Origin of the sequence: Pseudomonas sp. PA1(2017), from assembly GCF_001945375.1 — a bacterium.
GTDB lineage: Bacteria > Pseudomonadota > Gammaproteobacteria > Pseudomonadales > Pseudomonadaceae > Aquipseudomonas.
In genome coordinates, this window is sequence record NZ_MSXU01000009.1 from 1,196,476 (window position 1) to 1,213,754 (window position 17,279).

Here is a 17,279-nt window from a genome sequence, read left to right on the forward strand (position 1 = left end):
CGATCTCTGCACGCTGCGATTCATGGCGTCAGGGCATTGCGCCTTTGCCGACCGGCCTGGCAGCGTATATGATCCCAACTTTCCGCTGGCCCCGTCCGCACGCCGCTTGCAGCCTGGCGATCGGTCATGCAGTCGGACTTTCAGCAGGGGTCGCCGTTAGCGCATGAATATCACTCTTCCCGTCGTTCCGAACGGCCTGCCGTCGCTGCTCACCCGCGAATACTATTCACGGGTGCTGGCCTATCTCGCCGTGGCCGCCAGCGTCGCGGCCGGCACCTACGTGCAGGTATTCAGCCACAACCTGCTGTGGATCGTGCCCTACGCCCTGCTCTACCCCCATCTGGCGCACTGGCTGAGCAAGCGCTTTCGTGATGACCATCGGCACCGCACCCTGATGACCCTGCTGTTCGTCGACGCCCTTCACTGCGGTGCGTTCGCCGCGCTGCTGGGCTTCTCCGTGGTGCCCAGCCTGATGTTCCTGCTGACCCTGAGCTTCAGCACGCTGATCGTCGGTGGCTTGCGCGACATGGGCCTGGCGTTGCTGGTCGCGTTCAGCGGCACCCTGCTCACCGCCTCGCTCACCGAGCTGCACGTAGCGCTGGAAACGCCTGCGCTGGTGGCCCTGGTGAGCATCGCGTTCACCACGCTCTACATCTGCATTTCCGCCTACTTCGTGCACCAGCAGGGCATCCGCCTCGCGCAGGTGCGCAACCAGATCAAGGGCGAGCAGGAAAAGGCCGCGCGCCTCGCCAGGAGCCTGGCCAAGTACCTGTCACCCCAGGTGTGGGAGTCGATCTTCAGCGGCAAGAAACACGTGCGCCTGGAAACCCAGCGCAAGAAGCTCACGGTGTTCTTCTCCGACATTCGCGGCTTCACCGAGCTGTCCGAAGAGCTGGAAGCCGAGGCACTCACCGACCTGCTCAACACCTATCTCAACGAGATGTCGAAGATCTGCATGAAGTTCGGCGGCACCATCGACAAGTTCATCGGCGACAGCGTGATGGTGTTCTTCGGTGACCCGAGCAGCCAAGGCGCCAAGAAAGACGCCATGGCCGCGGTGTCCATGGCCATCGCCATGCGCAAGCACATGAAGGTGCTGCGCCAGCACTGGCGCGCCCAGGGCATCACCAAGCCGCTGGAGATCCGCATGGGCCTCAACACCGGTTATTGCACGGTGGGCAACTTCGGCGCCGATACGCGCATGGACTACACCATCATCGGCCGCGACGTGAACCTCGCCAGCCGCCTGGAAAGCGCCGCCGAAGCCGGCGAGATCCTGATCTCCCACGAGACCTATTCGCTGGTCAAGGACGTGATCATGTGCCGCGACAAGGGCCAGATCAACGTCAAGGGCTTCACCCGCCCGGTGCAGATCTATCAGGTGGTGGACTTCCGCCGTGACCTGGGCGCCAGTTCCAGCTACATGGAGCACGAGTTGCCTGGTTTCTCCATGTACCTGGATACCAACGGCATCCAGAACTTCGACAAGGACCGGGTCATCGAGGCCCTGGAAAAGGCCGCCGAGAAGCTGCGCGATAAGATCATCATGTGACGCGAGCGGCGCTCAGCAACTGCGCGCCACCGTCGTCAGTTTCGCCGGGGTGCCGTTGAGCAGCGGCTGGCTGGCGAGAAACTCCACAGCCGAAGCCCTCCACGATTGGCGCCCCGCCTCCTCGGCGCAACGTGCGCGATCCAGCTCCAGTGCCGCCAGGCAAGCATCACGCAAATCCTCGCCAACCACGCCGGTGACACCCGGCACCACCACATCCAGCGGCCCGGCCACGGCAAAGGCCGCCACCGGCGTGCCGCAGGCCTGGGCTTCGAGCATCACCAAGCCGTAGGTGTCGGTGAGCGACGGAAACACCAGCACACTGGCGCGCCGGTAGAAATCGGCAAGTGCCTCACCATGCTGATAGCCGAAGAATTTTACCCCCGGATAGGCCTGCTCCAGCATTGGGCGTTGCGGGCCATCACCCACCACCCACTTCTCACCTGGCAATTGCAGGTCGAGAAACGCCTGCAGGTTTTTCTCCGGCGCGATACGCCCGACATAAAGAAAGACCGCACTCACCGGTGCAGCGGTTCCCGGTCTGGGTGCGAAACGCCGCGTATCCACGCCCTTGCGCCACAGCACCAGACGCCTGAGCCCGCGCCCGGCCAACCCGGTGCGCAGGCGCTCGGTACTGACCAGCACCGCCTGGCTATGCCGGTGGAACAGCCGCAAACAGGCATAGCCCACTCCCAGCCCGATCCAGCTGCAGCGCGCCGTCAGGTATTCGGGAAAGCGCGTGTGCACCGCGCTGGAAAACGCCAGGCCACGGCGTAGCAACCAACGCCTGGCGGCCCAGCCCAACGGGCCTTCGGTCGCCAGATGCACGCAGTCCGGCGCGAAGGTCTCGATGGCCGGGCCGACGCGCCACAGGTTCCAGGCCAGGGGGATCTCCCCATAACTCGGGCATGGTATGCAGCGAAAGGTCTGCGGCGACAGCACCTCGACCTGATGCCCCATGGCGCGTAGCTCTTCAACCAATGCCAATAGGCTGGTGACCACACCATTGACCTGGGGCGCCCAGGCGTCGCTGACGATCAGCAGCCTCATGCCGCCGGCTCGATGACCGCCACCTTGTCGGCCTGCAGCTGCGCCAGACGCTGCTGCTCCTCGGCCAGCCGATAGAGCTCGATGCGGCCATCCGGGTGCTCGATCAGCGCCGTACAGGACTCGACCCAGTCGCCACAGTTTAGGTACTCGACGTCGCCCAGCTTGCGGATCTCGGCGTGGTGGATATGCCCGCATACCACGCCGTTGAAGCCCCGGCGCGCGCACTCATGAGTGATCGCCTCTTCGAAATCGCTGATGAAGTTCACCGCCGTCTTCACCTTGTGCTTGAGGTAGGCCGACAGTGACCAGTAACCATAGCCGTAACGGCGCCGCCAGTGGTTCAGCCAGCGGTTGAGCACCAGGGTCACCGTGTACGCCGAGTCGCCGAGAAATGCCAGCCAGCGGTGATAGCGGGTAATCACGTCGAACTGGTCGCCATGAATGACCAGCAGCTTGCGGCCATCGGCGGTCACGTGCTCGGCTTCGTCGACCAGCTGGATGTTGCCCAGCAGCAGCTTCGAGTAACGGCGCAGGAATTCGTCGTGGTTGCCGGTGACATAGATGACCTCGGTGCCGCGCTTGCTCATGGTCAGCAGGCGGCGAATCACGTTGGTGTGCGCCTGGGGCCAATAGATACCGCCGCGCAGCTTCCAGCCATCGATGATGTCGCCCACCAGATAGATCCGCTCGGCCTGATAGCGTTTGAGAAAAGCCGCCAGGTGTTCGGCCTGGCTGTCGCGCGTGCCCAGGTGCACGTCGGAGATCCACAGCGTACGTACGCGTTGCTTGCGGCTCTGTCTTACCAGGGGTTCGATGCTCATCGGGCGGTCTCCGGCAGATTTTGGCCGAGCTTGCGCGAGCGCGGTGAACTGATTGTGAACGCAGCATGGCAATTCGATGACGACCGTACTCCGCTCCCCCACTAACCCGTGCGCGCAAAGCGTCAGCCACGGCGTAAACTGGCTCCACTGCTCGAGGAACACGCCATGTCAGCGCTTTTGTCAGTTCGCCATTACCATCAAGACATCCTCTGTCACGAACATGGGCACGCCCAGTTGGTGTTCGGCCTGAGCGGCCACCTGCAGTTCGAGGTGGCGGGCATGGGCACTCGCGTCAGCCGGCAAACCTTGGCCGTGGTGCCGGCTGATGCACGCCACGCCTGCGAAAGCCGCAACGGCAGCGAATGCCTGGTGCTCGACGTTCCAGCCGGTGACTGGCTGGAGCGGCACCTGGGTGACCATATCGACGCCAGCCACCGCCTCCTGGAGAAGCCGCGAAAAGTCGAGCTATTGGCGGCGCAAAGCGGCCTGGTCAACTGGCTGGCAGCCAGCGCGGTGGATGATCCGCTGATCGCTCGCCAAGGCGCCATCCTGCTGCTGGCCAGCCTCAATACCCAGGCGCAACTGCGCCCAAGCCCGGGCCTGCCATTGAGCGCGCTGAACGCCTACATCGAACGGCACGCGGCCCACCCCATCCAGGTGGCGGACCTGGCCGGCCTGACCGGGCTTTCGGCAGCACGCTTCCACCACCGTTTTCTCGACGAGACCGGGCTCACGCCCATGGCCTACGTGCGTGACAAACGCCTGCGCCTGGGCCGCCAACTGCTGCACAACAGCCGCCTGAGCGTCGGCGAGATCGCCGCCCGGGTCGGCTATACCTCGCAGAGCGCTTTCACTGCTGCCCTCTCCCGGCAATTCGGTGAAACGCCGAGGGCGCTGCGTGAACGCCACTCTGGCGACGATTAACGCCAGTCCCGCGACAGCGCCTCCCGAGCCAGCACGCTAAAGTGCGATCAAAACAGGAGCGCATCATGCAGATCATCGAGTGGCAGGACTTCGAGCGCGTCGAACTACGCGTCGGCACCGTAATCAGCGCGGCACCCAACGCCAAAGCAACCAAGCCTGCCTATGTGCTGCAGGTCGACCTCGGCGAATTGGGCATCCGCACCTCCAGCGCACAGCTGACCGCCCATTACCGCGCCGACGAGCTGGTGGGGCGCCAAGTGCTGTGCGTGTGCAATTTCGCACCCAAGCGTGTTGCCGGAGTGCGTTCCGACGTACTGGTCACGGGTGTTTATGACAGCGACGGCAAGGTGGTGCTGGCCAGCTTCGACAAGCCATTGCCCAACGGCGCACGCCTGGCCTGACGCGCTGGTCGGTTTCAGCTACCAGCCGGGCGATCGTTATGGCCCAGGTCGCGGGCCGGATCGATCTGATCGCGCACCCGCTGCTTGAGCACCTTGGCCTCGGGGAAACCACCGTCAGCCTTGCGCTCCCAGATCTCAACGCCGTTGCACTGAATGCGGAACGTACCGCCGGTGGCCGGCTCCAGGCTGACCCTGGCCAGGTCATCGGCGAAAGTGGAAAGCAGCTCCTGAGCCAGCCAGGCAGCGCGAAGCAGCCATTGGCACTGGGTGCAGTAGGTGATGGTTACTTCCGCTTTATCAGGTGTCATCAATCGTCTCCGCAGCTAATGCGGCCATCTTAGCGCCGAAGAGCATTGTCTTGTGCGCGGAGGATAGCGGCGCGCATGCCGTCATTGCGGTGAGGCCGCAATCGCTTCGCGCCGAGGTCGGCGCTCCTACATGAGTGCTGGATTGCACGCGATCGCGTAGGAGCCGCGACCCGCGGCGAATGGTGGGCGCAATGCTGTAACCGCCGCAAAGCTGCAATCGCTTCGCGCCGAGGTCGGCGCTCCTACATGAGTGCTGGATTGCACACGATCACGTAGGAGCCGCGACCCGCGGCGAATGGTGGGCGCAATGCCGTATTCGCGGCAAGGCTGCAATCGCTTCGCGCCGGGGCGGCGCTCCTACAGAGTATTGGGTTGCACGCGATCCTGTAGGAGCCGCGACCCGCGGCGAATGGTGGGCGCAATGCCGTATTCGCGGCAAGGCTGCAATCGCTTCGCGCCGGGGCGGCGCTCCTACGTGAGTGTTGGGTTGCACGCGATCGCTTAGGAGCCGCGAGCCACGGCGAAGAGTGGGCGCAACATCGTAATCGCGATAAGGCTGCAACCGGCGCCTTTACGCAATACGCGCGAGCAACTCGCGGGCTTCCTGCTTCTCTTCCTCGTCGCCTTCGTTGATCACCTCGTTGAGGATGTCACAGGCGGCTTCCAGGTCATCCTGTTCGATATAGGCCATCGCCAGGTTGAGCTTGGTAAGGTTCTGGTGATTGGTGACGAAGCGCTCGGCGTCCTCGGACGATTCCGCTGGCAGCTCATCCAGTTCCAGCCATTGCTCCTGCGGCCCTTCCTCCTCGACCAGCATGGTGCCGGCGAACGGGCTGTGCACGTCATGGCCGAAGATATCCTCTGGCGCTTCCTCGGCCACCGTCGGCGTATCCGCCTCGGCGCCAGGGCGCTTCTTGCGCGACGCGTTTTCGAAGGGGTTCACCAGATCCCAGTCGGCATCCAGCGACAGGTCGTCGAGGTTGAGCTGGAAGTCGTCCTCCTGGGGCTTTTGCTGGGGCGCTGGCGCGGGCACCTCGTCCAGATCCAGGGTCAGATCTTCCAGCGGCCCGAGCGACTCGAGCGGCTCAAGCTCATCGGCGGCTGGCTGGGCGAACAGCGCCGGGTAGCCCGCCTTGAGCCCGTCGATACGGGCACCGTCGAAGCCAGCCTGACGCAAGCGCATTTCTTCTTCGGCAAAGGCGGCGACATTGCCCTTCTGCGCCAACACCTCAAGCAGACGGAAGCCGATATCCAGGCGTTGCGGATTGGCCTGGGACGCCTGACGCAGCACCGATACCGCCTCGCCCAGGCGGCCGTAGGCCAGGTAGATATTGGCAGCGTCCAGCGGATCGGTGGAGCTGGTGTCGGTGCGTGGTGCGATCGGTGCTCGCACCGGCGGCGGTACGTCCACCTCCGCGGCGCGCGGTACGACGACTGGCTCGACGGGCTCGACTACAGATGCCTGTACCACCGGCGGCACGACGACCACCGGCTCGGCGACGGCCTGCGGATCGGGTTTGCGCTTGCGCTTGAACAGCACCAGCAGCAGCGCCAGCAACCCCAACAGGGCAGCCATCAGGATGTTCCAAAGGCTCCAGAATCCCTCTGCCTGAGCCGGCTGCGCTGCAGCGGTGGCCGGTGCCGGCGCGGGCTGCGGGGCAGCGCTTGGCGCGGCGGCTTGTGGCACTGGCTCAGCGGGTGCGACCGGCGCGGCTGCCGGGCGCTGGGCCAGTTGTTCGAGCAACTGGGCGATCTGCTGATCACGCGCGTCCATGCGCGTCATCATGTCCTTCAACTGGTTCTGCACGGTCAACAGATCCTGCTGCAGTTGCAGGTTCTCGGCGGTGCGGTTGGCGACCTCCTCCTCGACACGACGAATCTGCGCCAGCACCTCGACCTGCGGTTCGGCAGGCTGCTGGGGAGCGGTGTCGGGGATGATCTGCGCCGGTGCGGCCGGCTGCGCAGGCGCGGCGGAGTCGGCAGGCTGAGCCGGCGCGGCCTCGGCCACGCGTGCGTGATCGGGCAGCAGCAGTGAAGCGCCAGCGCGCAGGCGATGGATATCACCGTTGCTGAACGCATCAGGGTTGAGCGCGTGGATGTCGAGCATCAGATCCTGCAACGACGACTTGTCGCCATCGACGCGCAGCTTGGAAGCGATGGTCCACAGGCTTTCGCCGCTAGCCACCTGGTAACGCTCACCGCGGCTGGCGATCGGCGTGCGGCGTGGTGGCGCGTAGGATGTGAACTGCTGATCGCTCACCGGCGCGGCCTGGCTGCTGTAAGCGGACGAAGACGGCGGATCGAGCAGCACCGTGTATTCGCGCAGCAACTGCCCACCGGGGCGCTTCAGCTCGACGATGAAGTTCAGGTAGGGCTCGCGCACCGGCTGGTTGGACACCACCCGCACGACACTCTTACCGCCACGCAGCAAGGGGCTGAAACGCAAATCGTTGAGGAAATAAACGCGGTCGACGCCGGCACGGTTGAAGGCATCGGCTGGCGCCAACGCCACCTTGATATCCGAGGTGGTCATGTCGTCGCCCACCGCCAGCAACTGGATTTCAGCGTTCAGTGGCTGGTTGAGTGCCGAATGCAGGGTGATCTCACCCAGCCCCAGCGCAGGCGCCAGCCCCGAATAGAACGCCGAGCTCGATGCCAGGCCGATTAGCAGATGACGAACATGAGTCATAAAAGCTCCCGATAACTCCGCTCGAAAACAGTTGCAGCGGCTCTAACCGGGCCGACGATTCTGCAAGGTGCGGCATGCATAGCGCTGCCTCGGCAAACGCTCCTTGTCCCACCGAGTAGTGAGTATGGTCATAATTCAAAGACTTGCGAGTTTCTCGGCCCGTTCAACTCATATCGGTCGAGCATCTGGCCATCATACGCAAAAAGCCAGAAATACGGCTAGTTATGTGATGGCCGTCAACCTTGTGACGGCCGCAGGCGCCATGCCGCGAGTATCGTCAACGCGAACAGCGCGCCCATCAGCCAGAAACTCTGCTGGAATGCCGCCACCTCGGCAGGGAAATCACCGCCCTCCTGGCGATGCCGCCACTCCAGGAAAAACGTTAGAAGATTCACACCGAATGCCCCGCCGAGCTGCCGCACGAAGGTGATGGCACCTGCGCCATGGGGCACCTGCTCACGGTCGAGCGCGTCCAAGGCGCCGGTGGTCAGCGCCGGCAGCAGAATGCCGAGGCCGATCCGCCCGACACAGGCCCAGAAGCACAGCACGACGAAAGAGGCCCCAGGTTCCAGCCAGCCAAGACCGATCGACGACACCACCAGCGCGAGCAGGCCCGAGACCAGCAGCACGGCCGTCGACAGGTGATCGCTCAGGCGCCCGCCCATGAACGAGGCAATGCCCATCACGATGCCGGTCGGCAACAGCAGCAGGCCTGCCCAGCCCGCACTGTAGCCCTCGATGGCCTGCACGTGCAGCGGAATGATGTAGGTGGTGCCGTACAGGCCCATACCCAGTGCCAGCGCCACCCAGCTGGCCTTGCGAAAGCCGACGTGCCGCCACAGCGCCAGCGGCAGTAAGGGCTGGCTGCTGAAGCGGCTACGCCACAGAAATCCGGCGGTGGCCGCCACTCCGGTCACGCCCGGCGCCCATACGCGTGGCTCGGCCCAGGGGAAACGTTGGGCCTCGGCCAAGGCGCCGAGGGTGGCGAACAACCCGACGTTGAGCAGCACGAAGGCCCACAGGTCGAGAAACGGCGTGTCGCGCTGGCGCTCGCTGGGCATCAGGAACAGGCCGGCCAGCATGGCCAGGAAGCACATCGGCAAGGGCAGCCAGAACACCGCGTACCAGCCGAAGATATCGACCAGGTAACCACCGATGGTCGGCCCCAGCGTGGGCGCGATCATCACGCCCAGCCCGTAGGCACCCAGAGCAGCGCCGCGACCGCCGCCGGCGAATACCCGGAAGATCAGCACCATGGCCAGCGGCTGGACGATGCCGGCGCACAAGCCCTGGATGATGCGCAAAGTGATCAATTGCCAGGCCGCGCTGGCGACCAGGGCGAGCAGTGAGGTGACGATGAATACCGCCAGGCCGGCCTGCGCCGTGGCCCTGGCGCCAAAACGCGCCTGGGCCCAGGCGGACAGCAGCAGCCCGGAGGTCATCGAGGCGAGAAAGCCGGTGGACAGCCACTGGGCCACGGGGCGGCCGATGCGAAAGTCGGCCATGATCGCCGGCAGCGCGACGTTGACGCTGGTCGAAGCCAGAATCATCGCCATGCTGCCGAGCATCAGCACGATCAGCAGGTAAGTCGGATAGCGCGGCCCGTAGCGTCTCTGCAGCAGAGACAGGTCCTGCATCAACGCCGCTCCAGGTTACCCAGAATGCGTGCGTGCACCTGCTGGCAACGGCGCAGGTCTTCCTGATCGATGCCGGCGAACAGCTCCTCGCGCAATTGCGTGGAAATCGCCTCGATCTTCTCGATCAGCGGCTTGGCGGGCGGACACAGGGCGATTTTCTTGGCGCGGCGATCTTCCGGTACTGCATGGCGCACCACCAGGCCCTGGGCCTCCAGGCTGTCGAGCAGCCGGGCCAGCGTCGGCCCTTCCACCCCGACGCTCTGCGCCAGTTCACGCTGGGTCGGCAGCTCGGCGAAGCGACCAATATGCAACAGCACCAGCCAGCGGGCCTGGGAAAGACCCAGCCCGGCGAGGCGACGGTCGAGTTCTGCGCGCCAGGCGCGGGACAATTGCGCCACCTGCATGGCGAAACGATGGGGTTCGGATGGGGACATGGAGGCCGCTCTTGGAATTATCAAAAACTAATTATTAGCGAGCTAACCATAGCTTTTGGCAGAGAGCAAGGTTGCCGTCGTAACCAGGCACACCCCTGTCGCCTATTCGATCAGGCCTCGAACTCGGCCTGCAGCGCGGCGCGCACGCAGTGCAGCACGCCCTCTTCCAGGCGACCGGCGAAAAGCGGGCTGACCTCGGCGACCGACGGTAACTCGCCCTCTCCATCGAGGAACGCATCCTGGATTTCACCCAGCAGCTCCTCAGGCAGATCGAGGGCCTGCTGCAGGGAAATCTGCTGCGCGGCGATGGCTTCGGCGAGCATCGCGTAGGCGCTTTTCGGGCTACAGCCCAACTGGGAGGCGATCTGGCTCGGCGTCATGCCGGCGCGGGCCAGGCTGACCAGCTCATGGCGCAGGTCGACTACCGGCGCCGGCGTGTCGGCGCCGGCCAGCACTTCCAGGAAGGCCTCGCCGTAACGCTCGAGCTTGCGCGCACCGACACCGCTGACGCGGGCCATCTCGGCCATGGTGGTCGGCTTGCTGCGCAGCATTTCCAGCAACGTGGCATCGGGGAAGATCACATAAGGCGGCACTGCGTGCTCTTCGGCCAAACGCTTGCGCAGGGCACGCAGCGCTTCCCACTGCTCGCGCTCGTCTCCACGCACCAGCTGCCGTGCGGCGCTGCCGGATGCCTTGGCGCTCTGCTGAGGCTTGAGGTCGCGACGCAATTGCAGGGTCACCTCACCGCGCAGCAGCGGGCGGCAGCTGTCGGACAACCGCAAGCCGCCAAAGCCTTCGAGGTCGACATCCGCCAAGCCGCGGGCGACCAACTGGCGGAACAGCGAACGCCATTCGCCCTCACTGAGCGCGCTGCCCACGCCGAAGACCGACAGGTGCTGATGACCGAGGCCGCGCATCTTTTCGTTGTCGCGGCCCAGCAGGATGTCCACCAGATGGCCGACGCCATAACGCTGGCCACTGCGATAGATCGCCGACAGTGCCTGGCGGGCGGGTTCGGTGGCGTCCCAGGTCTGTACGCCGTCGGTACAGTTGTCACAGTGCCCACAAGGCTGCGGCAGTTCTTCATCGAAATAGGCCAGCAGCACCTGGCGGCGACAGCGGGTTTCTTCGCACAGCGCCAGCATCGCGTCGAGTTTGTGCTGCTCCACGCGTTTGTGGCGCTCGTCGCCTTCGGAATTGGCGAGCATCTGCTTGAGGAAGATCATGTCCTGCAGGCCATAGGCCATCCAGGCATCGGCCGGCAAACCGTCGCGCCCGGCGCGACCGGTTTCCTGATAGTAGGCTTCCAGGGACTTGGGCAAATCCAGGTGCGCGACGAAGCGCACGTTGGGCTTGTCGATGCCCATGCCAAAGGCGATGGTCGCCACCATGATCAGGCCTTCCTCGTTGAGAAAGCGCTTCTGGTTGAAGGCCCGCAACTCGGCCGGCAGGCCGGCGTGATATGGCAACGCCGGGAAGCCCTGCTCGGTCAGGAAACTCGCCACTTCCTCGACCTTCTTGCGTGACAGGCAATAGACGATGCCGGCATCGCCCTTGCGTGCCGCCAGGAACGCCAGCAACTGCTTGCGTGGCTGCTCCTTGGGCACGATGCGGTAGAAGATGTTGGGGCGGTCGAAGCTTGACAGAAAGCGCTCGGCGTTCTGCAGGTGCAGGCGATTGACGATTTCCTCGCGGGTGCGCATGTCCGCGGTCGCGGTCAGGGCGATGCGCGGCACCTCGGGAAACAGCTCGGCCAGTTGACCCAGTTGCAGGTACTCGGGGCGGAAATCATGGCCCCATTGCGACACGCAGTGGGCTTCGTCGATGGCGAACAGGGCGATCTGCAGCTGCTGCAGGAAATCCAGCATGCGCGGCTGCACCAGGCGCTCCGGTGCGAGATAGAGCATCTTGATCTCGCCGCGACGGATGCGCGCGGCGATGTCGCGCTGCTGATCGGCCTCGAGCGTCGAGTTCAGCGCCACGGCCGCCACGCCCAGCTCTTCCAGGGTGGCCACCTGATCGTCCATCAACGCGATCAGCGGCGAGACCACCACCGCCAGCCCCTCACGCAGCAGCGCCGGAACCTGGAAACACAGCGACTTGCCGCCGCCGGTGGGCATCAGTACCAACGCATCGCCGCCGCTGGCCACGCGCTCGATGATCGCACCCTGGCGACCCCGGAAGCTGTCATAGCCGAATACGTCTTTGAGGATGCGTTGCGCCTGCTCGAGCATGTAGGGTCTCCGAATCAAGCGACGCATTATACGCACCTGTGCCGCCAGGTGCGTCCTTGAAGCCTTTCTTTACCTGCAACTCTGGCCGCTTGAGCCGGTCTGCACTTGCAAGCTCGTTGAAAAACCCAAGCCAGCCTGTTTAGGGCGTGGCAACGCAGATAGTTTTTCAGCAGCCTGCTAGAATCCAGCCTCGTTTACTTCTTCCTCAAGGTAGCCACTGATGTCCTTCGCCGAGCAACTGTCCCGTCTGCAAGCCTTTCTCGATGCCGATGACCTGCATGAAGAGGCTCTGGACTATGTCGCCGCCCATGGCTACCTGACGGCGCTGTCCATCTGCCCGGAAAAGATCGAGCCGCGCGAGTGGATCGATGCCCTGTTCTCCGAGCCACCGCACTACCGCAGTGACGAGGAGCGTGACGAAATCGAAGCCACCCTGATCCAGCTGCAGGCCCATATCGCCCGTCAGCTGGCCAGCGACGACGAGCCGGAAGTGCCGTGCGACCTGGACCTGGGCGACGAGCCGGACGACTCCGACCTGCGCGGCTGGTGCATCGGCTTCATGGAAGGCGTGTTCCTGCGCGAAAGCGTGTGGTTCGACGACGCCGAAGACGAAGTCAGCGAGCTGCTGCTGCCGATCATGGTCGGTTCGGGCCTGTTCGACGAGCAGCCGGAATTCGCCGAGATCGCCCGTGACCGCGACCTGGTCGACAGCATGGTCGATCAGATCCCCGAGTTGCTGACTGCCCTGTTCCTGCTGTGCAACGCTCCTGACGAGAAGCCGGCGCTGCTCAAGCCCCGCCACCACTAACAGCGCCGCCATCGTCATGGCGCGCGAACCCTTCGAGACCCGCAACCCACTGCTGCGCTACTGCCTGCTGACCATCGGCTGGCTGAGCGTGGCGTTGGGCGTGCTCGGCATCTTCCTGCCGCTGCTGCCCACCACGCCTTTCCTGCTGCTGGCTGCGGCGTGCTTCATGCGCAGCTCCAAGCGCTTTTACCTGTGGCTGGTCGAGCACCCGCAGCTAGGGCCATGGATTCGCGACTACCTGGCCGGCGAAGGCATCCCGCGCAAGGCCAAGATCTACGCCATCAGCCTGATGTGGCTGAGCATCGGCATTTCCTGCGTTCTGGTGCCGCTGATCTGGGCACGGCTGTTCATGCTGACTAGTGCCGTGCTGGTCAGCCTGTATATCCTCAAGCAGAAGACCCTGCCGGATCGCCGCTGAACGGCTCGCTCCGACGCGGCGTCCCTAAGCGGACGTTGGGTTGCTCACGATCGTGATGGGAGCCGCGACCCGCAGCGGATGGTGTGCTCGATGCTGATCTCGCAGCAAGGCCGCAATCTTTTCGCGCCGAGGGCGACGCTCCTACGCGGGCGGTGGGTTGCTCACGATCATGGTAGACGTAGGTTAGATCGGGGCGCGTAGCCGGCGCTTTTTCATCCACCATTGCAATCATAAAGCGGTGGACGGATGAAGCATCCGTCCACCCGCCCGCTAAAGATCAATGCCTGGCCTTTTCGAACGCCGCTTCCAGCGCATCGTTGATGGTGCGCAGCACCTTGACCCGGGCGAACTGCTTGTCGTTGGCCTCGACCAGCGTCCAGGGCGCCAGGCGGGTACTGGTGCGGTCGACCATATCGCCAACCGCTTCGCGGTACAGCGGCCACTTCTCGCGGTTGCGCCAATCTTCCTCGGTGATCTTGAAGCGCTTGACCGGGTTGTTTTCGCGCTCGCGAAAACGCAGCAACTGAGTCTGCTCGTCGATGGCCAGCCAGAACTTCACCAACACCACGCCGGCGTTGCTCAGTTGCTCCTCGAAATCATTAATCTCGCCATAGGCGCGTAGCCAGTCCTCGGGCGCACAGAAACCCTCGACCCGCTCCACCAGCACGCGGCCATACCAGGAGCGATCGAACACCGTGAACTTGCCACGCGCCGGAATGTGCCGCCAGAACCGCCACAGATAGGGCTGTGCACGCTCCTCCTCGGTCGGCGCGGCGACCGGCACGATGCGGTATTGGCGCGGGTCCAGCGCCGCCGCCACACGGCGAATCGCCCCGCCTTTGCCGGCCGCATCGTTGCCCTCGAACACCGCAACCAGCGCGTGGCGGCGCATGCGTTTGTCGCGCATCAGCTGCGCCAGGCGCGCCTGCTCCTGCGCCAGCTGTTCGCGGTAGTCGGCCTTGGCAAGGCTCAGGCGCATATCCAGGCTGTCGAGCAGGCTGCGCTGGTCGGTGCGCGTCATCAGCGGTGTGGCATGCGGTAACGGTGCCCGCTCCGGGCTGTCGCGCAGCGCCGCCTGCAGGCCTTCGAGCAGGATGCGCCCGACGGTCAGGCTGCGGTAATTGGCATCGGCGCCCGCCACGATGTACCAGGGCGAATAATCACGGCTGGTGCGGCGCAGCACGTCTTCTCCGGCGCGCACGAACTTGTCATAGGTCTTCGATTGCTGCCAGTCCAACGGGCTCAGGCGCCAGCTGTGCAACGGGTCGTCCTGCAGCGTTTCGAGCCGCTTGAGCATCTGCTTCTTGGACAGGTGGAACCAGAACTTGAAGATCAGCGTACCTTCGTTGCAGAGCATCTGCTCCAGGCCCAGCGCGCCCTCGATAGCGCCGTTGAGCTGATCCTTCTTAAGGTCGCCGTGCACCCGGCCCTGCAGCATCTGGCTGTACCAATTGCCGAAGAAAATGCCGATGCGCCCCTTTGGCGGCAGTTGTCGCCAGTAGCGCCAGGCCGCCGGCCGGGCCAGCTCCTCGTCGGTTTGTTGGTCGAAGGTGCTGACCTGAATCAGGCGCGGGTCCATCCATTCGTTGAGCAGCTTGACCGTCTCGCCCTTGCCCGCGCCCTCGATGCCATTGATCAGGATGATCACCGCATGCCGGCCCTGCTCGCGCAGCGCGTACTGAACTTCGAGCAAGGCCTCGCGCAGCACCTGCTCTTCGGCGGCGAACGTGGCCTTGTCGATGACGTGGTCGATCTCGGCGGACTCGAACATAAGCACCTCTTCCTGAACGGTGCATGCAGACTAGGGGCCGATCACCATCCAGCGCAAGTGACGCGCTGCAGCAAGCCGAAGCATCACGACCGCACCCTCGCCCTGCTAGAATCGCCGCCCTGCTCGCTACAGACACCCGACCATGGCCGACCAATACGCACAACTCGACTGGGACGAACAGGGCCTGCCCTCCTCGCGCCAGTACGACGACGTCTACTTTTCCCGGGAAAACGGCCTGGAAGAGACGCGCTACGTGTTTCTGGACAACAACGACCTACCGCGACGCTTCGCCGCCCTGCAGCCGGGCGAGCAGTTGGTGGTCGGCGAAACGGGCTTTGGCACCGCAATGAATTTCCTCTGCGCCTGGCAGCTGTTCGATGAGCAGGCGCCCGCCGGCGCACGCCTGCATTTCGTCAGCGTCGAGAAACACCCGCTCAGCGAGACGGATCTGCAACGCGCCCTGGTGTTATGGCCGGCCCTGAGGCGCTACAGCCAGCAATTGCTCCAGGCGTATCGCTGCCTGAACCCAGGCTTCCAGCGCCTGGTGTTCGATGACGGCCGCGTGGTGCTGACGCTGATTGTCGGCGATGCACTGGCCATGCTGCCGCAGCTCGATGCACGCATCGATGCCTGGTTTCTCGACGGCTTCGCACCCTCGAAAAACCCCGAGATGTGGACGCCAGAGCTGTTCGCGCAACTGGCCAGATTGAGCGCACCAGGCACCACCCTGGGCACCTTCACCGCCACCGGTTACGTGCGCCGGGGCCTGATCGCGGCGGGCTTCGCCATGAAGCGCGTGCCCGGGCTCGGCAAGAAATGGGAAGTGATGTGCGGCGCCTTCACCGGCCAGGCCTCCAATCAGGCCAAGCCCTGGTTTGCGCGTCCCAATCAACATCACCAGGAAAGACGCGCTCTGGTGATAGGCGCCGGCCTGGCCGGCTGCGCCACGGCTGCCAGCCTGGCCACACGCGGCTGGCAGGTCACCGTGCTGGAGCGCCATGGCGCGGCGGCCCAGGAAGCCTCGGGCAACCCCCAGGGCGTCTTGTACCTCAAGCTGTCCGCCCATGGCACGGCGCTGTCGCGACTGATCGTCGATGGCTTTGGCTACACCCGCCGGCTGCTCGAACGTCTGCACAAAGGCCAGGATTGGGACGACTGCGGCGTGCTGCAACTGGCCTTCGACGAGCGCGAAACCCAGCGCCAGGCCAAGCTCGCCGCGGCCTTCCCGACCACACTGCTGCGCTCGCTGGACCGCCCGCAGGCCGAATTGCAGGCCGGCATCGGCCTGGCCAGTGGCGGCTTGTTCTACCCCGATGCCGGCTGGGTGCATCCGCCGGCGCTCTGCGTGCAATTGCTCGACCATCCCGCAATCCGCCTGCAGTGCCACCAGGAAGCCCTGGCGCTCGAGCATGTCGACGGGCAATGGCAGGCACTGAGCGGCCGGGAGATATTGGCCGAAGCGCCAGTGGTGGTGATCTGCAGCGCGGCGGATACCCTGCGCTTCGAGCAAAGTGCGCATTTGCCCCTCAAACGCATCCGCGGGCAGATCAGTCGGTTGCCGGCGTCACCACGAAGCTCCGGGCTGAGCACCGTGGTGTGCGCCGAAGGCTATGTCGCGCCGGTTCGCCAAGGCGAACACACCCTGGGCGCCAGCTTCAACTTCGACAGTGACGACCTCACGCCAAGCAGCGCCGAGCACGCCAGCAATCTGGGGCTGCTGCGGGAAATCTCCAGCGACCTGGCCGAGCGCCTCGACGCCGATAACCTCGATCCGGCCACCTTGCAGGGCCGCGCCGCCTTTCGCTGCACCAGCCCGGATTACCTGCCGATCATCGGGCCGCTGGCCGACGCCGAGCAGTTCGCCACCGCCTACGCCGTGCTGGCCCGCGATGCCCGCCAGGTGCCGCCGATCCCCTGTCCGTGGCAGCAAGGCCTATACATCAACAGCGGCCACGGCTCCCGCGGCCTGATCACCGCCCCGCTGTCCGGCGAACTGATTGCGGCCTGGCTGGAAGGCGAGCCGCTGCCAGTACCCATCGACGTCGCCGAAGGCTGCCACCCCAATCGTTTCATGCTGCGGCAGTTGATTCGCAAAGGTTGAGCTGGCATAAGCTGGCATGTCCTGTTGCCGCGGGTCGCCCCATGATCGCGAGCAAACCACCGTCCGCGTGGGAGCGCCGACCCGGCGCGAAGCGATTGCGGCCTCGCTGCGGAACTGGCGTCGCAAGCACCATT

General features: G+C 64.7%; 14 protein-coding genes. 6 read left to right on the top strand and 8 right to left on the bottom strand.

Annotation, left to right across the window (positions count from 1 at the left end; all coding sequences use genetic code 11):
• The first annotated feature begins 163 nt into the window (after nt 1-163).
• Nucleotides 164-1,552: an adenylate/guanylate cyclase domain-containing protein gene (locus tag BVH01_RS12390; protein ID WP_075930596.1), complete on the top strand. Its 1,389-nt coding sequence runs from the start codon at nt 164-166 to the stop codon at nt 1,550-1,552.
• Between the two features lie 12 nt (nt 1,553-1,564).
• On the opposite strand, the gene BVH01_RS12395 is transcribed toward BVH01_RS12390, so the two are convergent.
• Both BVH01_RS12395 and BVH01_RS12400 read right to left on the bottom strand, forming a co-directional pair.
• Nucleotides 1,565-2,599: a glycosyltransferase family 1 protein gene (locus BVH01_RS12395; protein WP_075930597.1), complete on the bottom strand. Its 1,035-nt coding sequence runs from the start codon at nt 2,597-2,599 to the stop codon at nt 1,565-1,567.
• Nucleotides 2,596-3,420, bottom strand: coding sequence for a UDP-2,3-diacylglucosamine diphosphatase (locus tag BVH01_RS12400; RefSeq protein WP_075930598.1), 825 nt, complete (start codon nt 3,418-3,420; stop codon nt 2,596-2,598). Before BVH01_RS12400 ends, BVH01_RS12395 begins: the two co-directional genes overlap by 4 nt.
• Nucleotides 3,421-3,585: 165 nt before the next feature.
• Here BVH01_RS12400 and BVH01_RS12405 point away from each other — a divergent pair, with 165 nt between their 5' ends.
• Together BVH01_RS12405 and BVH01_RS12410 are read left to right on the top strand one after the other, a co-directional pair.
• On the top strand, nt 3,586-4,344 hold the full coding sequence (locus BVH01_RS12405; protein ID WP_075930599.1) for an AraC family transcriptional regulator: 759 nt from the start codon (nt 3,586-3,588) through the stop codon (nt 4,342-4,344).
• A gap of 65 nt (nt 4,345-4,409) precedes the next feature.
• Nucleotides 4,410-4,745, top strand: coding sequence for a tRNA-binding protein (locus BVH01_RS12410; RefSeq protein ID WP_075930600.1), 336 nt, complete (start codon nt 4,410-4,412; stop codon nt 4,743-4,745).
• 14 nt (nt 4,746-4,759) lie between these two features.
• Here BVH01_RS12410 and BVH01_RS12415 read toward each other — a convergent pair whose 3' ends face one another.
• From BVH01_RS12415 to recQ, 5 genes are all read right to left on the bottom strand, one after another.
• Entirely contained in the window at nt 4,760-5,053 is a 294-nt protein-coding gene (locus BVH01_RS12415; RefSeq protein ID WP_075930601.1) for a SelT/SelW/SelH family protein, read from the bottom strand.
• 571 nt (nt 5,054-5,624) lie between these two features.
• Nucleotides 5,625-7,742 (bottom strand): FimV/HubP family polar landmark protein, encoded by a 2,118-nt coding sequence (locus BVH01_RS12420; protein WP_256562756.1) that lies wholly within the window; start codon nt 7,740-7,742, stop codon nt 5,625-5,627.
• A gap of 236 nt (nt 7,743-7,978) precedes the next feature.
• Nucleotides 7,979-9,379, bottom strand: a complete 1,401-nt coding sequence (locus tag BVH01_RS12425; RefSeq protein WP_075930602.1) for a DHA2 family efflux MFS transporter permease subunit — start codon at nt 9,377-9,379, stop codon at nt 7,979-7,981.
• Nucleotides 9,379-9,813: a MarR family transcriptional regulator gene (locus tag BVH01_RS12430; protein ID WP_074884872.1), complete on the bottom strand. Its 435-nt coding sequence runs from the start codon at nt 9,811-9,813 to the stop codon at nt 9,379-9,381. The genes BVH01_RS12425 and BVH01_RS12430 overlap by 1 nt, the downstream gene beginning before the upstream one ends.
• Before the next feature lie 110 nt (nt 9,814-9,923).
• A complete protein-coding gene (recQ, locus tag BVH01_RS12435; RefSeq protein ID WP_075930603.1) occupies nt 9,924-12,047 on the bottom strand; it encodes a DNA helicase RecQ in 2,124 nt (707 codons plus the stop codon).
• A gap of 220 nt (nt 12,048-12,267) precedes the next feature.
• Here recQ and BVH01_RS12440 point away from each other — a divergent pair, with 220 nt between their 5' ends.
• Nucleotides 12,268-12,855 carry a YecA family protein gene (locus BVH01_RS12440; RefSeq protein WP_013791085.1) on the top strand — a complete coding sequence of 196 codons (588 nt, stop codon included), beginning with the start codon at nt 12,268-12,270 and terminating at the stop codon, nt 12,853-12,855.
• 16 nt (nt 12,856-12,871) lie between these two features.
• Nucleotides 12,872-13,273, top strand: coding sequence for a YbaN family protein (locus BVH01_RS12445; protein ID WP_075930604.1), 402 nt, complete (start codon nt 12,872-12,874; stop codon nt 13,271-13,273).
• Between the two features lie 277 nt (nt 13,274-13,550).
• Here the strand turns inward: BVH01_RS12445 and pap are convergent, their stop codons facing one another.
• Complete coding sequence (gene pap, locus BVH01_RS12450; protein ID WP_075930605.1) at nt 13,551-15,044, bottom strand: polyphosphate:AMP phosphotransferase; 1,494 nt, start codon at nt 15,042-15,044, stop codon at nt 13,551-13,553.
• Nucleotides 15,045-15,186: 142 nt separating this feature from the next.
• Here pap and mnmC point away from each other — a divergent pair, with 142 nt between their 5' ends.
• A complete protein-coding gene (gene mnmC / locus BVH01_RS12455) occupies nt 15,187-17,145 on the top strand; it encodes a bifunctional tRNA (5-methylaminomethyl-2-thiouridine)(34)-methyltransferase MnmD/FAD-dependent 5-carboxymethylaminomethyl-2-thiouridine(34) oxidoreductase MnmC (RefSeq protein WP_075930606.1) in 1,959 nt (652 codons plus the stop codon).
• Nucleotides 17,146-17,279 lie beyond the last annotated feature (134 nt).